Below are 17,791 nucleotides of genomic sequence, written 5' to 3'. Positions count from 1 at the left end.
GTCCCTTCAGCCCAAGGGCTTGGGCGGAAGGGTTGCCGGATCAGGTCCGGCATGACGGGTGAGGGCAATCAGTGCGGTTTGGCCGCCTGTGCTTTCTTGCGCTGTCTGGCGTTACGCGCCAGCATGTTGAGCAGTTCCACCAGCGCCGAAAACGCCATGGCGGCATAGACGTAGCCCTTGGGAACATGGAAGCCCATGCCTTCGGCGATCAGGGTCGTGCCGATCATCATCAGGAAGGCGAGTGCCAGCATGACGATGGTGGGGTTGCGCTCGATGAAGTTGGCGAGCGGCGTTGCGGCGAGCAGCATCACGGCAACGGCAAAGATCACGGCCACGATCATGATCGGCAGATGCGGTGTCATGCCAACCGCGGTGATGATGCTGTCCACAGAGAACACGAGGTCGAGCAGCAGGATCTGGCCGATGGCGGCGCCGAAATTCATCGCAACCGGGCCGCCTACCATGTCTTCCTTGTGATCTTCAGGATCGACATTGTGGTGGATTTCCTTGGTGGCCTTCCACATCAGGAAGAGACCGCCGGCGATGAGGATCATGTCCTTCCACGAGAAGGCGTGGCCGAAGATTTCGAAGACCGGCGTGGTGAGCTGCACGATCCAGGCCACAGTGCCGAGAAGGCCGAGACGCATGATCAAGGCAAGCCCGATGCCGATCTTGCGGGCTTTTTCGCGCTGTTCAGGCGGAAGCTTGTTGGTGAGGATCGAGATGAAGATCAGGTTGTCGATGCCAAGCACGACCTCCATGACGATCAGGGTGACCAGCGCCACCCAGGCAGCGGGGTCGGACAGAAGAGGGAGAACGGACTCCATCAGGGAATTTTTCCTTTCAGCAACAAGGCCACCCGAAACATTCGGTTCGTGGAATTTATAGCGCAATACGCGAGAAACAAGGAGACCGCGCCTGTGATTGGCAAGATTTCATCGAAATTTCGCGCAAACCGCGTATCAGGCCCCATGCCGTTGCCGGTCCGGTCGCCCGTTGCTGAATGATTTCAGGCCTTGTCGGTTCCGTAAGCAGCCATGAACACCATGATAGCGCTGTCGATCACCCGGTCCAGCTCCTCTTCGGGAACCGGGCCTTCGAGTTCTCCGAACAGGCGCAGCTTGAAGAAAGTGCCCGTGGAAAGCTCGATATATTGCCGAGCGGCAAGTTCGACATCATCGACCTTGAGATGGCCGAGCGAGACCTGATGCTCGATGAAATCCTGAAGAACGGTGCGGACGTTATTGGGTGCTGCGATGAAGAAACGCTGCGCCAGCTTCGGCATGCGGTCGATGACGCCGATCACCGAGCGCATGGCCGGTATCATTTCCGAGCAGATCATCTTGTTGGCGAAAGCCTTGCCGAACTGTTTCAGGCCGTCACGCACCTCTTCGGTGCCGGCCAGAATGTTGCGCATGGAGGTCGCGAATTCCTGCCGGTGATGATCGACAAGGGCGGCGAACAGGTCTTCCTTGTTGGAGAAATAGACATAGATCGTTCCCTTGGAAACGCCCGCTTCCCGCGTGATGTCGTTCATGCTGGCGGCATCGAAGCCCTTGCGCTTGAACACGCGCCAGGCGCCGGCAACAATCTGCTCACGCTTGGCCGGGTCTTCGCCCGCAGCAAAACGCCCGGCGGGGTTTCCCGGACAGCCCGTTTCGGTTTCCGTCTCCATATCCATGTCTTCACCTGCCATCGTTACCGGTTCCTAGCACTGCAATGGCGTAAAAAAAATTAACCGAACGTCGAACCAATCAGTTCGATTACACTTGATATGTGTCAGGAAAGGGATTATGTCAATCGAACCGAACGGTTCAGTTCGAAAAACTTTCTTCAATTTATCACGGTACAATCTCATGTCGGCCCAGAAGAATAGCGCGGTTCGCGCCGTCAACGATGCGGAAGAGGCGGACGTTTCCGCCAAGGCCGAGACCTCTCCGGCAAAGCCGGTGGAGGCCCCGCCGCAACAGCCGCCACAGACAATTGCCGCACCGAAGAAGAAGAAGCGTTCGCCGCTTCTGCCGATCTTTGCGATCGCCCTTCTCGCCGGCGCCGGCTGGTACGGTTATAACTGGTGGATCGACGGTCGCTTCATGGTTTCGACGGATGACGCCTATATACAGGGTGATATCGCGGTCATCGCGCCCAAGGTTTCGGGTTACATCGCCAAGGTGAACGTTGTCGAAAACCAGGAAGTCAAGGCGGGTGATCCGCTGGTTACTCTGGATGACGGCGACTATCGCATCGCGCTTGAACAGGCCGACGCGCAGATCCGCACCGAGGAACTGTCGCTGAAGCGCATCGATGCGCAGATCATCGGCGGCGAGGCAGCGCAGGAACAGGCCGTTGCCCAGAAGGGCGCTCTGGATGCGGCCCTTCGCGGCGCGGAAATCACCCAGAAGCGCGCCACCGAATTGCAGGCGAAGGATGTCGGAACCGTTGCCGCTTCCGACAGCGCGCAGGTCGCGCTCGATCAGGCCAGGGCGAATGTCGTGGCCGGCGAGGCGGCGATCTCGTCCGCGAAAGCCAATGTCGAGCTTCTTCGCGCCCAGCGCGAGGAAGCCGAAAGCACCATCCGTTCGCTGCAGCTTTCCAAGGACAAGGCGGCCCGCGATCTGGCCTTCACCGTGCTGAAAGCGCCCTATGACGGCGTTATCGGCAATCTGGCGGTGCAGACGGGCGATCTCGTTTCGGTCGGCAAGCGCCTTGCTTCGCTGGTGCCGTTGAACGAGCTTTATATCGACGCCAATTTCAAGGAAACGCAGCTGGCCCGTGTGGTGCCCGGTTCGAAGGTCCGCGTCCATGTGGATGCTTTCGACGACGAGACCATTGAAGGCACGGTGCAGTCGATCTCGCCCGGTTCCGGTTCGGTCTTCTCGATGCTGCCGCCGGAAAACGCAACGGGTAACTTCACCAAGGTCATCCAGCGCGTGCCGGTGCGTATCGTCTTCTCCAAGGAAGATCTCGCCAAGCACAATCTGCGTGCGGGCCTGAGCGTCGTCGTCGATGTGGATACCCGCACGGCGCCGGAAAACACGAAAACGGCGCACGTTAACCCATAGGCCAACCAGGGCGTCGTTGAGGGCAAGATCATGGCGGCTACGGTTGTCGGCACAGGCGGGGCATCTGTCCCCGTCGATCCACCCATGGACAAGCGCAGGCTCATCGCGTTCTTCGCGATGGTCTTCGGCATGTTCATGTCCATTCTCGATATTCAGATCGTCTCCGCCTCGCTTGCGGAAATCCAGGCAGGTCTCGGGGCGGGCTCCGACGAGATCGCCTGGGTGCAGACATCCTATCTGATCGCAGAAGTCATCATGATTCCGCTGTCGGGCACGCTGGCGCGCATCCTGTCCACGCGCGTGCTGTTTGCCACCTGTGCCGCCGGCTTCACCCTGTCGAGCGCGCTCTGCGCCACCGCGACCAATATCGACCAGATGATCGTCTACCGGGCGATCCAGGGCTTTATCGGCGGCGGCATGATCCCGTCGGTCTTTGCGGCCGCCTTCACCATTTTCCCGCCCTCCAAGCGTTCGGTCGTCTCGCCTATCATCGGTCTCGTCGCCACGCTTGCGCCCACCATCGGTCCCACGGTCGGCGGTTATCTTTCCAATGCCTTCTCCTGGCACTGGCTGTTCCTCGTCAACATCATTCCCGGCATCATCGTCACCATCCTGACATGGAGCCTGATCGATTTCGACAAGCCTGAAACCTCGCTGTGGAAGAAGTTCGACTGGTGGGGGCTGATCTCCATGGCCGTCTTCCTCGGCTCTCTGGAATACGTGCTGGAAGAGGGCAACAACAAGGACTGGTTCAACGACGAGCATATCGTCATCGGCTCGGTGGCCATGGTCATCGGTGCGGTGGTGTTCTTCTGGCGTGCCTTCAAGGTGGACTTCCCCGTTGTGGACATTCGCGCCTTTGCGGACCGAAATTTCTCCATCGGCTCGCTGTTTTCCTTCGTGATGGGCATAGGGCTTTACGGGCTGACCTATCTCTACCCGCTCTATCTCGGCCGGGTACGCGGTTACGATGCGCTGATGATCGGCGAGACCATGTTTGTGTCGGGTCTTGCCATGTTCTTCACCGCGCCGATTGCCGGCAAGGTGTCCACCAAGCTCGATCCGCGCATCATGATGGCCATCGGCTTCATCAGCTTCGGTTGCGGCACGTGGATCATGACCTCCGTGACGACCGACTGGGATTTCTACGAGCTGCTGATCCCGCAGATCCTGCGCGGTTTCGGACTGATGATGTGCATGGTGCCGATCAACAACATCGCGCTCGGAACGCTTCCGCCCGCGCGCATCCGCAATGCCTCGGGCCTGTTCAATCTCACCCGCAACCTCGGCGGCGCGGTTGGCCTTGCCGTCATCAACACGCTGCTGTCGCAGCGCACCGACGATCATTATGTGCGGCTGGCGGAACATGTCAGCTATTCCAATCCACAGGCGCTGGAGTGGCTGAACAATGTCGGCGCAAACTACGATTCCTACGGGCTGGACGGTGCTTCCGTCGCGATCAAGAAGCTGGTCGGCATGGTCTCGCAGCAGGCGTGGATACTCGCCTTTGCGGATGTGTTCTTCGCGCTGACGCTGCTGTTCGGCAGCCTGATCTTCATGACCGTACTGATCCAGAAACCGAAGGCAGCGCCGCCACCAGACGCGGCGCACTGAACAAAATCCCCTCCCATCCACCGCAGAGCTGGGGCCGTCGGAAATGACGGCCCCTTTTTTGTTTGGTTCGCGATACTTTTCCGTCATGCCGTCCTTGAGCCGATATCCAGCCAGCCCAAATCCTTGGCCCAAGGCTAAAATGACGGAAGTTGTTGGTCAGCCCCGATAATCTGCAGCCTGTTGATTTTATTGACTTGTCTAAATCCTTGGGAAAAGCCCGAGGATGACGACGGGCAAAGGCGCACACCCGCAGTTCAAAGATGGAAATAGAGTGAAATCATTGTCTTGCTGAAAATGTGAGGTACGTACATCATTTTTCGGTTTACGACGGCAGCAAAGGTGGATATTCAAATGGCACGGGAGGAAACATGAAGCCGACAGTTCACGATATCGCCGAGCGGGCGGGTGTCAGCCTTGCCACCATCGACCGGGTGCTGAACACGCGCCCCGGCGTTCACGCCGCTACTCGAGCGCGGGTAGAGGCGGCGATTGCCGAGCTTGGTTATGTGCGCGATATCGCTGCCGCCAATTTGGCCAAGGGTCGCAATTATTCACTGGTCTTCATCCTTCCCGGCAACGACAATTCCTTCATGGCGACGCTGAGAGCCGAAGTTCGTGCTGCAGCCGCCCGTGCCCATCTGGAGCGCACGGCGATCCGCGTTATCGAGGTGCCGCCCTTCAATGCCGCGGCACTGACGGAGGCGCTGGAAGTCGCGCGGCGGGAAAAGCCGTCCGGCGTCGCCTTCGTCGCGACCGATTCTGAGGATGTTGCCGAAGCCGCAGACCGGCTGGCCGAAGATGGCATCGCCACCGTCACGCTGGTCTCCGATCTGTCCGGTTCGCGCCGAGACCATTATGCCGGTGTCGACAACGTTGCGGCCGGGCGCACGGCGGCAAGCCTCATGGGGCGCTTCCTGTCCGGGCGCGGCGGCGATATTGCTGTCGTTGCCGGCTCGATGCTGGTGCGCGACCATCGCGAACGCCTCGACGGCTTCCGCTCCGTCATCGAAAGCGAATTTCCGGACCTGCGACTATTGCCGGTCCTCGAAGGCCGGGACGATCCCGTCACCGTCGAGGCACTGGTCACCAAGGCGCTTGCGAGCGACGCGCTGTCCGGCATCTACAGTCTCGGCGCCGGTAATCGCGGCCTCATCCGGGCGCTCAGAGCATCATCGGGAGAAAGATCGCCATCCGTCATCGCCCATGAGCTTACCGAAAACACGGCCAATGCGCTGCGGGAAGGAGTGCTCGATGCGGTACTCAACCAGGATGCAGGGCATGAGGTGCGCAGCGCCATTCGCGTGTTGAAAGCGCGCGCCGATGGTCTGGCTGTCATCGCCGCGCAGGAGCGTATCCGCATCGACATATTCCTCAGGGACAATCTGCCCTGAGGAGAGCATTTCCAGGAAAAGTGGCCGCCGGTTTTCCGTCCGGAAATGCGGTGACCCTTAAAACCGCTGAAGTGGCGCAAGGAGCGCCGGAATGGAGAATTACATGTATCTCGGTCTCGATCTTGGAACATCCGGTGTCAAAGCCCTGCTGATGGACGGCGATCAGAAGATCGTCGGCTCGGCCAACGGCTCGCTGGAGGTCTCGCGTCCGCATCACGGCTGGTCGGAACAGGACCCGGCAGACTGGATTGCCGCGACGAAAACCGCAGTCGAAGGTCTGAAGCAGAAGTTTGCGAAGGAACTCGCTGCCGTGAAAGGTATCGGTCTTTCCGGCCAGATGCATGGAGCGACGCTGATAGACGCCAGCGGCAATGTGCTGCGGCCGTGCATTCTGTGGAACGACACGCGCTCCTATGCCGAGGCTGGCGAACTCGATGCCGATCCGCGCTTCCGCAAGATCACCGGCAACATCGTATTCCCCGGTTTTACCGCACCGAAACTGGCCTGGGTGGCGACGAACGAACCTGAAATCTTCGCGAAGGTGGCCAAGGTACTGCTGCCGAAGGATTACCTGCGACTGTGGCTGACGGGTGAATATATCTCCGAAATGTCGGATTCCGCCGGCACCTCCTGGCTCGATACCGGTGCGCGCAAATGGTCTACCGATCTTCTGGCGGCGACCGGCCTTGAGGAAAAACACATGCCGTCGCTGGTCGAAGGCACCGAGGAGGCAGGTGTGCTGCGTGCCGAGCTCGCCTCGCAATGGGGCATTGCGGGCAAGGCCGTGGTGGCCGGCGGTGCGGGTGACAATGCCGCTTCCGCCTGCGGCATGGGCACGGTGAAAGAGGGCCACGCCTTCGTTTCGCTCGGCACTTCCGGCGTGTTGTTTGCCGCCAACGCCTCCTATCTGCCGAAGCCGGAAAGCGCCGTACACGCGTTCTGCCACGCGCTTCCCAACACATGGCACCAGATGGGCGTCATCCTGTCCGCTACCGATGCACTCAACTGGTATTCGCGCCTCACCGGCAAGTCCGCAGCCGAACTGACGGGTGAACTGGGCGACGAGCTTCTGGCGCCGAGCGGCGTCACTTTCGCACCCTATCTTTCCGGCGAGCGCACGCCGCATAACGATGCCGCCATTCGCGGCTCTTTCATTGGTCTTTCGCATGAAAGTGACCGCAAGGCGCTGACGCAGGCCGTGCTGGAAGGCGTGACTTTCGCTATCCGTGACAATCTCGAAGCGCTGAAGTCGGCCGGTACCTCCATTTCCCGCGTCACCGCCATCGGCGGCGGTTCGCGCTCGGCCTATTGGCTGGCCTCGATCGCGACTTCGCTCGGTGTGCCCGTGGATATTCCCGCGGAGGGCGATTTCGGCGCCGCTTTCGGCGCCGCCCGCCTCGGTCTCATCGCTGCAACAGGTGCAGATCCGGTTGCAGTCTGCACGCAGCCTGAAACGGCGCGGACGATCGAGCCGGTGGTGGCGCTTGGCGATGCTTATGAGGAGGCCTACCAGCGGTATCACGCGCTTTATCCGGCGATCAGGGGGCTTTCGCGGTGAGGCTCCGCACTCGCCGCTTACCCCCCTCTGCCCTGCCGGGCATCTCCCCCACAAGGAGGGAGATCGAATCGCTGCACCGTCCCGGCCATCTCTAACGCTGCGGAGGATGCGCTGAAGTTATCGTCTTGCCGATCTCCCTCCTTGTGGGGGAGATGTCCGGCAGGACAGAGGGGGGGGGTAGCCACACCCTCCATCAATTAAACCCAACCCACCAAGGAGGAACCACCCAATGACCACAGGCTTCTTCGGCGATATCGCCAAGATCAAATATGAAGGCCCCGACAGCACCAACCCGCTCGCCTTCCGCCATTACAACCCCGACGAGATCGTTGCCGGAAAGCGTATGGAAGATCACCTGCGTTTTGCCGTGGCTTACTGGCACACCTTCACCTGGCCGGGCGGCGACCCATTCGGTGGGCAGACGTTCCAGCGTCCGTGGTTTGAAGACACCATGCAGGCCGCCAAGCTGAAGGCCGATGTCGCCTTTGAATTCTTCTCGCTGCTCGGTTCGCCGTTCTATTGCTTCCACGACGCTGACGTGCGCCCGGAAGGCAGGAACTTTGCCGAAAACACCAGGAACCTCAACGAGATCGTCGATTTCTTCGCTCAGAAGCAGGCTGATACCGGCGTAAAGCTTCTGTGGGGTACGGCGAACCTGTTCTCCAACCGCCGCTTCATGTCGGGTGCCGCGACCAATCCGGACCCGGATGTCTTCGCATTCTCGGCTGCGACGGTGAAGACCTGCATGGATGCCACCAAGAAGCTCGGCGGCGCCAATTACGTGCTGTGGGGCGGTCGTGAAGGTTACGAAACGCTGCTCAACACCGATCTTTCGCGCGAGCTGGACCAGCTCGGCCGCTTCCTCAATCTGGTTGTGGAATACAAATACAAGATCGGTTTCGAAGGCACGATCCTGATCGAGCCGAAGCCGCAGGAGCCGACCAAGCACCAGTACGACTACGACGTCGCAACCGTTTACGCGTTCCTGCAGAAGAACGGTCTCGAAAAGGAAGTGAAGGTCAATATCGAGCAGGGCCACGCCATCCTCGCCGGCCATTCCTTCGAACACGAACTGGCCATGGCCAATGCCTTCGGCATTTTCGGCTCCATTGACATGAACCGCAACGATTACCAGTCTGGCTGGGATACCGACCAGTTCCCCAACAACGTACCTGAAATGGCGCTGGCCTATTACCACGTGCTGGCCGGCGGCGGCTTCACCAATGGCGGCACCAACTTCGATTCCAAGCTGCGTCGCCAGTCGCTCGATCCGCAGGACCTGCTGATCGGCCATATCGGCGGCATGGATTGCTGCGCCCGCGGCCTGAAGGCGGCGGCGAAGATGATCGAGGACGGCGCGCTGTCGAAGCCGCTTTCGGAGCGTTACGCGAAATGGGACGCACCTGAAGCCCAGAAGATGTTGCGCGGCGAGCTGAAGCTCGAAGAAATCGCAGCGCTGGTCGAGCGCCAGGATATCAACCCCGAGCCGAAGTCCGGTCGTCAGGAATATCTGGAGAACGTGGTCAATCGTTACGTTTGACGGGCTGGTACGTTCAAAAACAAAGGACGGGGGAGCATCCCCCGTCTAGAGGTTGGTTAAAGCCGCAAAACCTCTTCTCCGTCATCCTCGTGACACGCCCGAGGATGACGTCGTATCTGCGGTGTACGACGCCGTGCGGTCTCCGGGTCTGATGCTGCAGATAACATTCCATAAAGTGAGGCTAAGAAGGTCGCGATAGCCGGATGACGGGGCCTGCTCGCCGTCTGCTGCCAAAGGCGAGAACAGTTCCGCGCCACCCCTCCTTTCTTTCCAGTCACTTACCGCAAAACCTTTCCCCGCATGTCCCCACCCGTCTGTTTCGCTGCATCATTCCCCTGCAACCGGACGGAAGGGCGATACGCGCGGTGCCTTTCGCGGACCGGCTGCCGGCATCGACAAGCGTGGTTCTGGCAAACCACGTTCCGGAAAGGCGTCCCGCAATTGCCAGCAGCGGGAAGGGCCGATCCGGTAGGTGTCGTGAAAAGGCTGTCACCGATGGACCGGCATTCCGGTCAAACGGGACGCGGCCCGGCAGATGCAAGACTTTCCACCACCCTCAACTCCCATCCGCATTTGCCGGGCTGTCGTTTCTCCCGTCGCCGGGAAACCGTTGCGGCGACTTTCGTGTACCTAAAGCGCTTTGGATATCTTAACCCCGCTGCTGAAACGTTGCAGATTTTGCGTGCTTGCGGCTGTACCTCATTGCTGACTTGGTCTAAACCGCTCTCCATCTTTTGACGCTCGATGGATGACGAAAGGGCCTATCCGATGACCGATCACAAAGCGCTTGCAGCCCGTTTCCCCGGCGATTTCCTGTTCGGCGTGGCGACCGCCTCCTTCCAGATCGAGGGTGCCACCAAGGTTGACGGCCGCAAGCCATCCATCTGGGATGCCTTCTGCAACATGCCGGGCCATGTCTTCGGGCGCCACAATGGCGACGTTGCCTGCGATCACTATAATCGCTGGGAGGATGATCTTGATCTCATCAAGGAAATGGGTGTCGAGGCCTATCGTTTCTCCATTGCCTGGCCGCGCATCATTCCCGATGGCTTCGGCCCGATCAACGAGAAGGGGCTGGATTTCTACGACCGCCTCGTCGATGGCTGCAAGGCGCGCGGCATAAAAACCTATGCGACGCTTTACCATTGGGACCTGCCGCTGACACTGATGGGCGACGGCGGCTGGGCCTCGCGTTCCACCGCCCATGCCTTCCAGCGTTACGCCAAGACCGTCATGGCACGGCTGGGCGACCGGCTGGATGCGGTGGCGACCTTCAATGAACCCTGGTGTGCAGTTTGGCTCAGCCATCTCTATGGCATTCATGCGCCGGGCGAGCGCAACATGGAAGCAGCCCTTGCGGCCATGCACCACATCAACCTTGCCCATGGTTTCGGCGTCGAGGCGTCCCGCCATGTTGCGCCCAAGGTGCCGGTCGGACTGGTGCTGAACGCCCATTCCGTCATCCCGGCCTCCAATAGCGACGCCGACCTGAAGGCAGCTGAACGGGCATTCCAGTTCCACAACGGCGCGTTTTTCGATCCGGTCTTCAAGGGCGAATATCCGGCCGAAATGATGGAAGCCCTGGGCAGCCGCATGCCGGTGGTGGAGGCGGAAGACCTGTCCATCATCAGCCAGAAGCTCGACTGGTGGGGCCTGAATTATTATACACCGATGCGCGTTGCCGACGACGCCACCGAAGGTGCGGAATTCCCTGCCACCAAACCAGCCCCGGCCGTCAGCGATGTCAAGACCGATATCGGCTGGGAAGTCTATGCGCCGGCGCTGCATTCCCTGGTGGAGACGCTCTACGAGCGCTACGAGCTGCCTGATTGCTACATCACCGAAAATGGCGCCTGCTACAATATGGGCGTCGAAAACGGCGAGGTGGACGACCAGCCCCGTCTTGACTATTACGCCGAACATCTTGGTATCGTTGCCGATCTGGTGAAGGACGGTTACCCCATGCGGGGTTACTTCGCCTGGAGCCTGATGGACAATTTCGAATGGGCGGAGGGTTACCGCATGCGCTTTGGCCTCGTGCACGTGGATTACGAAACGCAGGTTCGTACGTTGAAGAACAGCGGCAAATGGTACAGCGCGCTGGCATCGGGTTTCCCGAAGGGGAACCACGGTGTGATGAAGGGGTGAGGCTTTCTCCCTCATCCCTGTGCTTGTCACAGGGATCCAGCCAGCCCAAGTCCTTGGGCTGAGGGGAGTCTTTCCGCCACGCAGACGCGTGTCGGCTCGATTCCTGTGACAAGCACAGGAATGAGGGTGGAGAGGCTGGCTCGTGTGTGAACTTTACCTGCCGTATTCCTCACCAGGAGTACACTATCGCTCTCCCCAATAAAGTTCTTCCACCTTACTATCAGTTTTCCAAACTTTTTTGCCAGTTACCCGGCGGTGCCTGCTTGCGCCTGCCATCCTGTCTCCTATGTCAGGCAGGCTACGCAGACGTAGCGCCCGCTGCTGCCTCATCCGGAGCGGTGCGGGCTGGTCCTCCCAGGGAAAACGAACATGCTTATCGAAAAACTCAACTGGCGTTATGCCACCAAGAAAATGGATCCTTCCAAGACTGTTGCGGAAGACAAGGTCGAGCGCATCGTCGAAGCCGCCCGGCTGGCGCCCACTTCCAGCGGGTTGCAGCCGTTCGAAGTCATCGTCGTTACCGATCCGGAAGTGCGCGCAAAGATCCGCGAGATCGCCTGGAACCAGGCGCAGGTCACCGAAGGTTCGCATCTTCTGGTGTTTGCGGCGTGGGATAACTACACGCAAGAGCGGATCAACCATATGTTCGATCTGGTCAACGAAGAGCGCGGCGTCAAGAACGAGGGCTGGGAAGCGTATCGTCAGAAGCTTCTCTCCTCCTATCCGCAGCGTGATGAGCAGGAGAATTTCGAACACGCAGCCCGTCAGGCCTATATTGGTTTCGGCATGGCGGTGGCGCAGGCTGCTTTCGAGGGTGTGGATTCCACACCGATGGAAGGTTTCGATCCGGTCAAGCTGGATGAAATCCTCGGCCTGCGTGAAAAGGGCCTGCGCTCCGTCACCATCCTGCCGCTCGGATACCGCGAGCCGGAAGGCGACTGGCTGGTGAACCTGAAGAAGGTCCGCCGCCCGCTTGAGGAATTCGTCAGCCGCGTCTGATTTCACGCACTCGCGAAGTCTTGACTGCCGCAGGGCCGCACAGACGGCTTTGCGGTAGATTTTTTCTCTGATTTCAGATAATTGAAAAATCATCCCTGTTAAAAGATGGCGCCTGCGGGCAAGTATGCGCCATCGAATTGCCGATCCCCGGCATTTCTGAGTGAAAGCCTGACGAAATGACCCGGAAAATCAGCTGTCATCGAATGTGCCAGAAGGCTGCATGAAGAGAGCGGTTCAGCACCGCAACAGGATTTTTTGAGACCCGATCCGTCAAGAGTTTTCGCAGAGTTCCCAATGAGTTTTTCATCCAACGCGACATCGCTCGCGCGCGCACCGCAGACTGCCAAGGACGCGATGGTCACGTTTGAAGGCGTGACCAAGACCTTTGGCGGCAGCGATGGCAAGCCGGGCTTCGCAGCCCTTGCCGGCATTGACTATGTCGTGCCGAAGGGTTCCATCACCGGCATCATCGGCCGCTCTGGTGCCGGCAAATCCACCCTCATCCGCCTCGCCAACGGCCTTGAAAAACCGTCGTCCGGCCGGGTGGTCGTCGACGGTGTCGATGTTGCTGCCCTTGATGAGAAGAGTCTGAGGACCCTTCGCCGTTCCGTCGGCATGATCTTCCAGCACTTCAATCTCCTGTCGTCGCGCACCGCTTTCGACAATGTGGCGCTGCCGCTAGAAATTGCCGGTCTGGGTAAAAAAGAGATCGAAACGCGGGTAACGCCGCTGCTCGAACTCGTCGGCCTTTCCGACAAGGCGAAGCGTTATCCGGCGGAACTGTCGGGTGGGCAGAAGCAGCGTGTCGGCATCGCCCGCGCGCTTGCGACGCAACCCAAGCTGCTGTTGTCGGACGAGGCGACGTCCGCACTCGATCCGGAGACGACCCAGTCCATCCTTGAACTCTTGAAGCGCATCAATGCCGAACTTGGGCTGACAGTGCTGCTCATCACCCACGAGATGGAGGTGGTGAAGACCATCGCCTCGCAGGTCGCCGTTATCGACAGGGGCCTGATCGTGGAGGAGGGGCGCACCTTCGATATTTTCACCGCGCCGAAACACGAGACGACCCGCAGCCTGCTGTCGTCCTCGGTCGGGGTTAAGCTGCCGCACTGGGTTACATCAGGGTTGAAGCCGGAAGCCGCGGAGGGTGACCGCGTTCTCGTGCGGCTGGTGTTCTTCGGCGAAACGGCATTCCAGCCGCTGACCGCGCGTCTTGTTGCGGAAATCGGCCCTGACGTGAACATCCTTGCCGGCACCATCGAGGAAATTTCCGGCGAACCCTTCGGCTCGCTGGTTGTGTCCTATCCGGCCACGGCGGAAATCACCGCCCGCGCCGGCCGCTTTTACACTGAGACCGGTCTTCACACGGAGGTGCTCGGTTATGTCGCCTGATATGCTTTTCAACCTTCTGTCGAAGGGTCTTCTGCAAACGCTGCACATGGTCGCGGTCGCCGGCATCGTCGGCTCCATCATCGGCGTGCCGATGGGCGTTTTCCTTGCCACCAGCGGCAAAGGCGAACTCTTCCCCGCGCCGATGACGAACCGCATCCTCGGCCTTGTCGTCAATGCGGCGCGCTCCACGCCCTTCATCATTCTGGTGGTGGCAATCATTCCCTTCACGCGGCTGGTCGCTGGCACTTCCATTGGCACCAGTGCGGCCATCGTGCCGCTGACGGTTGCCACCGTGCCCTTCATCGCACGGCTGGTGGAAGCGGCGATCCGCGAGGTCGACAAGGGCCTGATCGAAGCGGGCCCGCGCCATGGGCGCAACACCGTTGCAGATCGTCACCAAGGTCCTGCTTGCGGAAGCAAAGCCGGGCATCACGCTGGCGCTTACGCTCACACTCGTCAGCCTCATCGGTTATTCGGCCATGGTCGGTGCTGTCGGCGGTGGCGGGCTGGGTGATCTCGGCATTCGCTACGGCTACCAGCGCTTCATGCCTGACGTGATGCTGGTCGTGGTGCTGGTGCTGATCGTGCTCGTGCAGCTCGTGCAGAGCGCCGGCGACCGGCTTGCCCGCAGCTTCGACAAGCGCACCCGCAAGAACTGATAAAACCGTTCAAGAACAACAATCCCAAGAACAACAAACCCAAGGAGACATCCATGAAGAAAATCATCCTCGCGGCTTCGCTCGCCGCTCTCTTTACCGCCGGTCAGGCGCTGGCCGAAACCATCAAGATTGGTGTTACACCAGCCGAGCACGCGCAGATCATGGAACAGGTCAAGAAGATCGCCGCCGCCAAGGGACTGGACATCGATATCGTCGAGTTCTCCGACTACGTCGTGCCGAACCAGGCGCTGGCAGACGGTGAGCTTCAGGCCAACTCCTTCCAGCACCAGCCTTACCTCGACAATCAGATCGCTGACCGCAAGTTCGATCTCGTCAGCGTCGGCACCACCATCACCACCCCGATGGGCGTTTATTCGAAGAAGGTGAAGAACCTTGACGAGCTGAAGGACGGCGCGACGGTTGGTATTCCGAACGACCCGACCAATGGCGGCCGTGCGCTTCTCGTTCTCGCTTCCAAGGGTGTGCTCAAGGTCAAGGAAGAAGCCGGTCTGAAGGTAACGCCTGCCGACATCACCGAAAACCCGAAGAACATCCAGATCGTCGAACTTGACGCTGCCCAGTTGCCGCGCTCGCTGGATGACACCGACGCTTCGGTCATCAACACCAACTATGCCACGGCAGCAGGCCTGAACCCGAAGAAGGACGCCATCGCCATCGAAAGCGAAAAGTCCCCTTACGCAAACGTCATCGCCGTTCGTGCGCAGGACAAGGACAAGCCGTGGGTGAAGACGCTGGTGGAATCCTACCACAGCCCGGAAGTGAAGGCCTTCATTCTGGAGAAGTTCAACGGCACGGTCATTCCGTCCTGGTAATCCGGCCTGACACGATTGAAGTTGCAGCCTCTCCCGTTCGCGGGGGAGGTTTTTTGTTTGCGGGGCGGACGCATCCGCGGTTTTCATGAAAATCCCCCACCATTGTGGGGAGAATTTTTCTCTTTTTCACCCATACTGTCGTTTTATACCCGTTGTTTTTTGTGGCGTCGCCACAATCCAACTTAACGGCTTTTGAATGTTTCCTTCGCAAGATGATGCTTTCGAAGGGGATTTTATGCGGATTGCGCCGCGAAACATTGGGGAATATTTGCCGGTCGGTCGTAGAACCGCCGTCGGCGTCGTATTGTCCACCTTTGCGCTGGTGCTTCTCATCGTCACCGCGCTGGTCTTGTCTGCTCTGAGCCAGGTCAGGGAAAGGGCGAACTCGCTCGACAATGCCCGCTCGCGCGAGACGACGGCGGGCGCCCTTGTCACCTTCCGCGACCAGCTTGGCGCGACGCTGAACGACTACGCCGCCTGGGACGATGCCGCCGACTATGTTTACGCCCCCGACAGGTTCGACTGGGTGGCGAGCAATTATGGCGAGATGACGGTTAACAGCGATCTTTTCGATACCGCCGTCGTCCTCGACGAAGACGGCAAGGTCCGCATGGCTTACCAGAACGGCAAGCCGGTTGCCTGGAAGCCCCATGACTATTTTGCGGAAGGCCTCAAGGAGATGATCGAACGGGTGCGCTCCATGCGTCCCGGCATCGCGTCGCAGGTCACCGGTTTCGTGAAAACCCGCGACGGCGTCGCGGCTACGGGTGTCGCGTTGGTGCGGCTCAAATCCGGGGTCTTGCCGCCGGTTGGATCCGAGCGGCGATATCTGATTTTCGCGCGCCATCTCAAACAGGCGACGGTGGACAAGCTGGCCCGCAACTACGTCATCGATGGTCTGCAACTGCAATATGGCGACGGACCGGCGACCAACCATGTGGATGTCGTCAATCCGCTTGGCGATGTGCTGGCGCGGCTCGTCTGGCGCTCGCAGCTGCCGGGGGACGTGAGCTTCCATGAGGCCCGGCCGGTCGTCTTCACGGCACTCGGCATTGCCGGAACGTTCTTTCTCGTACTTCTCATCATCGGTTCGGCAACGCTCGACCGGCTGAAGGCCGACGAGGCGGCGGCGAGGGAAGAGGCGCTGCGCGATCGACTGAGCGGGCTCAGCAACCGCGCCGGGCTGTTTTCCAAGCTGAACCGCATGGTGGGCAAGGCCCGCCACGACAAGACCGATATCAAGCTGCTTTACCTCGATCTTGATGGTTTCAAGGAGATCAACGATTCCTACGGTCACGCTGCCGGCGATCGGCTGATCAAGGGCGTTGCGGCGGCGCTCAGGGTGCTTGTGCCGGAAGATGCCGTGCTTGCGCGGCTCGGCGGCGACGAATTCGCCATCGCCATTCAGGGCAACGACGTGTGGTCGGAAGGCCGCAAGCTCTGCCAGGCGCTGCTCGAACTGTTCACCGAGCCGTTCAGCATCGGCGAGCGGGTGGCGAGCATCGGTTGCAGCATCGGCACTTCCGTCTCCAGAGCCGGTGATATCAACGGCGAGGAACTGCTGCGCCGCGCCGACATGGCCATGTATCAGGCCAAGGAAAACGGGCGTGGGCGTTATGTCGCCTACGAGCTGAAAATGGATGCTCTGCGCGAGGAGAAGCTGCAGCTTGAGGCCGATCTGCGTTATGCCATCCTGAATGACGAGATATCGGTGGTCTACCAGCCGGTCGTCAATGCCGCCACGCGCAGCATAACCGGGGTGGAGGCGCTTGCCCGCTGGCAAAGGCCGGGATACGGCTTCGTGCCGCCGGATATCTTCATCGCCGCTGCCGAAACCAGTGGCCTTATCGAGCGGCTCGGCCTGCTGGTGCTGCGCAAGGCCTGCGAGACGGCGGGTCAATGGCCCTCCATCAAGCTTTCGGTGAATATTTCACCCGTTCAGTTCCGCAATCCGGCCTTTTCCGGCAACGTGGCGGATATTCTCGCTGCCACGCAGACGCCAACCGCAAGGCTGCGGCTGGAAATGACCGAGGGCTATTTCATCCAGAATCCGGAGCGGGCAAGTGCGGCAATCGACAAGCTGAAACAGCTTGGCCTGCATATAGCGCTCGACGATTTCGGAGCCGGTTTCGCCAGCGTCGGATATCTGCGCCGCTTCGGTTTCGACCGCATGAAGATCGACCGGTCGCTGGTCATGGCGCTGGAGCAGGGTGGGCGGTCGCTGGAAATGTTGCAGGCAACCGTGGCGCTTGCAAAATCTCTCGATATTCCGGTCACGGCGGAGGGCGTCGAGACAGAAGAACAGGCGGCTATCCTGCATCTGTGTGGCTGTGACGAATTGCAGGGCTACCTGTTCTCAAAACCCGTCGCCGCTGAAGAGATTACCGCCATGCTGGAGGAGCAGACGGCGCCGCTGTTTGCGCTTCGGGCAGGGGCAAAAGGGTGATCCATACTCCGTCACCCCGGACCTCATCCGGGGCCCAGAGCGATCAAGTCGTTAATCGCGTAAGAGCTTTCTTACCGTGAAGACGTGCCGTGGCTGGATGCCGTATCAGGCCCCGCATGACGGCGGACAGCTGACCTCTCCTACAT

The 17,791-nt window shown here is 60.0% G+C and carries 12 protein-coding genes and 1 pseudogene; 11 read left to right on the top strand and 2 right to left on the bottom strand.

The genetic code is table 11. From position 1 onward, the window contains the following. Positions 1 to 68: 68 nt before the first annotated feature. Entirely contained in the window at positions 69 to 827 is a 759-nt protein-coding gene (locus tag CRO62_RS05520; RefSeq protein WP_003516210.1) for a TerC family protein, read from the bottom strand. Between the two features lie 182 nt (positions 828 to 1,009). Further along, the gene (locus tag CRO62_RS05515) at positions 1,010 to 1,696 is read right to left on the bottom strand and encodes a TetR/AcrR family transcriptional regulator (protein ID WP_003516212.1); all 687 of its coding nucleotides are present in this window, start codon (positions 1,694 to 1,696) and stop codon (positions 1,010 to 1,012) included. 160 nt (positions 1,697 to 1,856) lie between these two features. Between CRO62_RS05515 and CRO62_RS05510 the strand changes: the two genes are divergently transcribed. The 11 genes and pseudogenes from CRO62_RS05510 (at position 1,857) to CRO62_RS05455 (ending at position 17,645) form a co-directional block, all read left to right on the top strand. Further along, positions 1,857 to 3,062, top strand: a complete 1,206-nt coding sequence (locus CRO62_RS05510; protein ID WP_019566960.1) for an HlyD family secretion protein — start codon at positions 1,857 to 1,859, stop codon at positions 3,060 to 3,062. 30 nt (positions 3,063 to 3,092) lie between these two features. Continuing rightward, a complete protein-coding gene (locus CRO62_RS05505) occupies positions 3,093 to 4,676 on the top strand; it encodes a DHA2 family efflux MFS transporter permease subunit (protein WP_097099504.1) in 1,584 nt (527 codons plus the stop codon). Between the two features lie 368 nt (positions 4,677 to 5,044). After that, positions 5,045 to 6,067: a LacI family DNA-binding transcriptional regulator gene (locus CRO62_RS05500; RefSeq protein ID WP_097099503.1), complete on the top strand. Its 1,023-nt coding sequence runs from the start codon at positions 5,045 to 5,047 to the stop codon at positions 6,065 to 6,067. Between the two features lie 103 nt (positions 6,068 to 6,170). Beyond that, a complete protein-coding gene (gene xylB / locus CRO62_RS05495; protein ID WP_097099502.1) occupies positions 6,171 to 7,625 on the top strand; it encodes a xylulokinase in 1,455 nt (484 codons plus the stop codon). A 229-nt stretch (positions 7,626 to 7,854) separates the two neighbouring features. After that, positions 7,855 to 9,165 (top strand): xylose isomerase, encoded by a 1,311-nt coding sequence (gene xylA, locus CRO62_RS05490; protein WP_097099501.1) that lies wholly within the window; start codon positions 7,855 to 7,857, stop codon positions 9,163 to 9,165. 768 nt (positions 9,166 to 9,933) lie between these two features. Further along, positions 9,934 to 11,313: a GH1 family beta-glucosidase gene (locus CRO62_RS05480; RefSeq protein ID WP_025595048.1), complete on the top strand. Its 1,380-nt coding sequence runs from the start codon at positions 9,934 to 9,936 to the stop codon at positions 11,311 to 11,313. 369 nt (positions 11,314 to 11,682) lie between these two features. Next, positions 11,683 to 12,312: an NAD(P)H-dependent oxidoreductase gene (locus CRO62_RS05475; protein WP_097099500.1), complete on the top strand. Its 630-nt coding sequence runs from the start codon at positions 11,683 to 11,685 to the stop codon at positions 12,310 to 12,312. Positions 12,313 to 12,606: 294 nt separating this feature from the next. Continuing rightward, positions 12,607 to 13,707, top strand: a complete 1,101-nt coding sequence (locus CRO62_RS05470) for a methionine ABC transporter ATP-binding protein (RefSeq protein ID WP_013762329.1) — start codon at positions 12,607 to 12,609, stop codon at positions 13,705 to 13,707. Continuing rightward, positions 13,697 to 14,366: pseudogene (locus tag CRO62_RS05465) on the top strand (methionine ABC transporter permease). The gene CRO62_RS05470 and the pseudogene CRO62_RS05465 overlap by 11 nt, the downstream one beginning before the upstream one ends. A gap of 53 nt (positions 14,367 to 14,419) precedes the next feature. After that, entirely contained in the window at positions 14,420 to 15,199 is a 780-nt protein-coding gene (locus CRO62_RS05460) for a MetQ/NlpA family ABC transporter substrate-binding protein (RefSeq protein WP_097099499.1), read from the top strand. Positions 15,200 to 15,395: 196 nt separating this feature from the next. Further along, positions 15,396 to 17,645 carry an EAL domain-containing protein gene (locus CRO62_RS05455; protein WP_003516234.1) on the top strand — a complete coding sequence of 750 codons (2,250 nt, stop codon included), beginning with the start codon at positions 15,396 to 15,398 and terminating at the stop codon, positions 17,643 to 17,645. Positions 17,646 to 17,791 lie beyond the last annotated feature (146 nt).

It is taken from the genome of Rhizobium sp. AN6A, from assembly GCF_900215635.1.
Taxonomy (GTDB): Bacteria; Pseudomonadota; Alphaproteobacteria; order Rhizobiales; family Rhizobiaceae; genus Agrobacterium; species Agrobacterium tumefaciens.
The sequence above is the reverse complement of the archived record's forward strand: the minus strand, read 5'-3'. Positions and strand labels throughout refer to the sequence as shown.

Excerpts from the sequence above, each read along its gene's own strand:
- CRO62_RS05520 (WP_003516210.1), bottom strand. The coding sequence starts at position 827 with ATGGAGTCCGTTCTCCCTCTTCTGTCCGACCCCGCTGCCTGGGTGGCG.
- CRO62_RS05515 (WP_003516212.1), bottom strand. The coding sequence starts at position 1,696 with ATGGCAGGTGAAGACATGGATATGGAGACGGAAACCGAAACGGGCTGT.
- CRO62_RS05510 (WP_019566960.1), top strand. The coding sequence starts at position 1,857 with ATGTCGGCCCAGAAGAATAGCGCGGTTCGCGCCGTCAACGATGCGGAA.
- CRO62_RS05505 (WP_097099504.1), top strand. The coding sequence starts at position 3,093 with ATGGCGGCTACGGTTGTCGGCACAGGCGGGGCATCTGTCCCCGTCGAT.
- CRO62_RS05500 (WP_097099503.1), top strand. The coding sequence starts at position 5,045 with ATGAAGCCGACAGTTCACGATATCGCCGAGCGGGCGGGTGTCAGCCTT.
- xylB (WP_097099502.1), top strand. The coding sequence starts at position 6,171 with ATGTATCTCGGTCTCGATCTTGGAACATCCGGTGTCAAAGCCCTGCTG.
- xylA (WP_097099501.1), top strand. The coding sequence starts at position 7,855 with ATGACCACAGGCTTCTTCGGCGATATCGCCAAGATCAAATATGAAGGC.
- CRO62_RS05480 (WP_025595048.1), top strand. The coding sequence starts at position 9,934 with ATGACCGATCACAAAGCGCTTGCAGCCCGTTTCCCCGGCGATTTCCTG.
- CRO62_RS05475 (WP_097099500.1), top strand. The coding sequence starts at position 11,683 with ATGCTTATCGAAAAACTCAACTGGCGTTATGCCACCAAGAAAATGGAT.
- CRO62_RS05470 (WP_013762329.1), top strand. The coding sequence starts at position 12,607 with ATGAGTTTTTCATCCAACGCGACATCGCTCGCGCGCGCACCGCAGACT.
- CRO62_RS05460 (WP_097099499.1), top strand. The coding sequence starts at position 14,420 with ATGAAGAAAATCATCCTCGCGGCTTCGCTCGCCGCTCTCTTTACCGCC.
- CRO62_RS05455 (WP_003516234.1), top strand. The coding sequence starts at position 15,396 with ATGTTTCCTTCGCAAGATGATGCTTTCGAAGGGGATTTTATGCGGATT.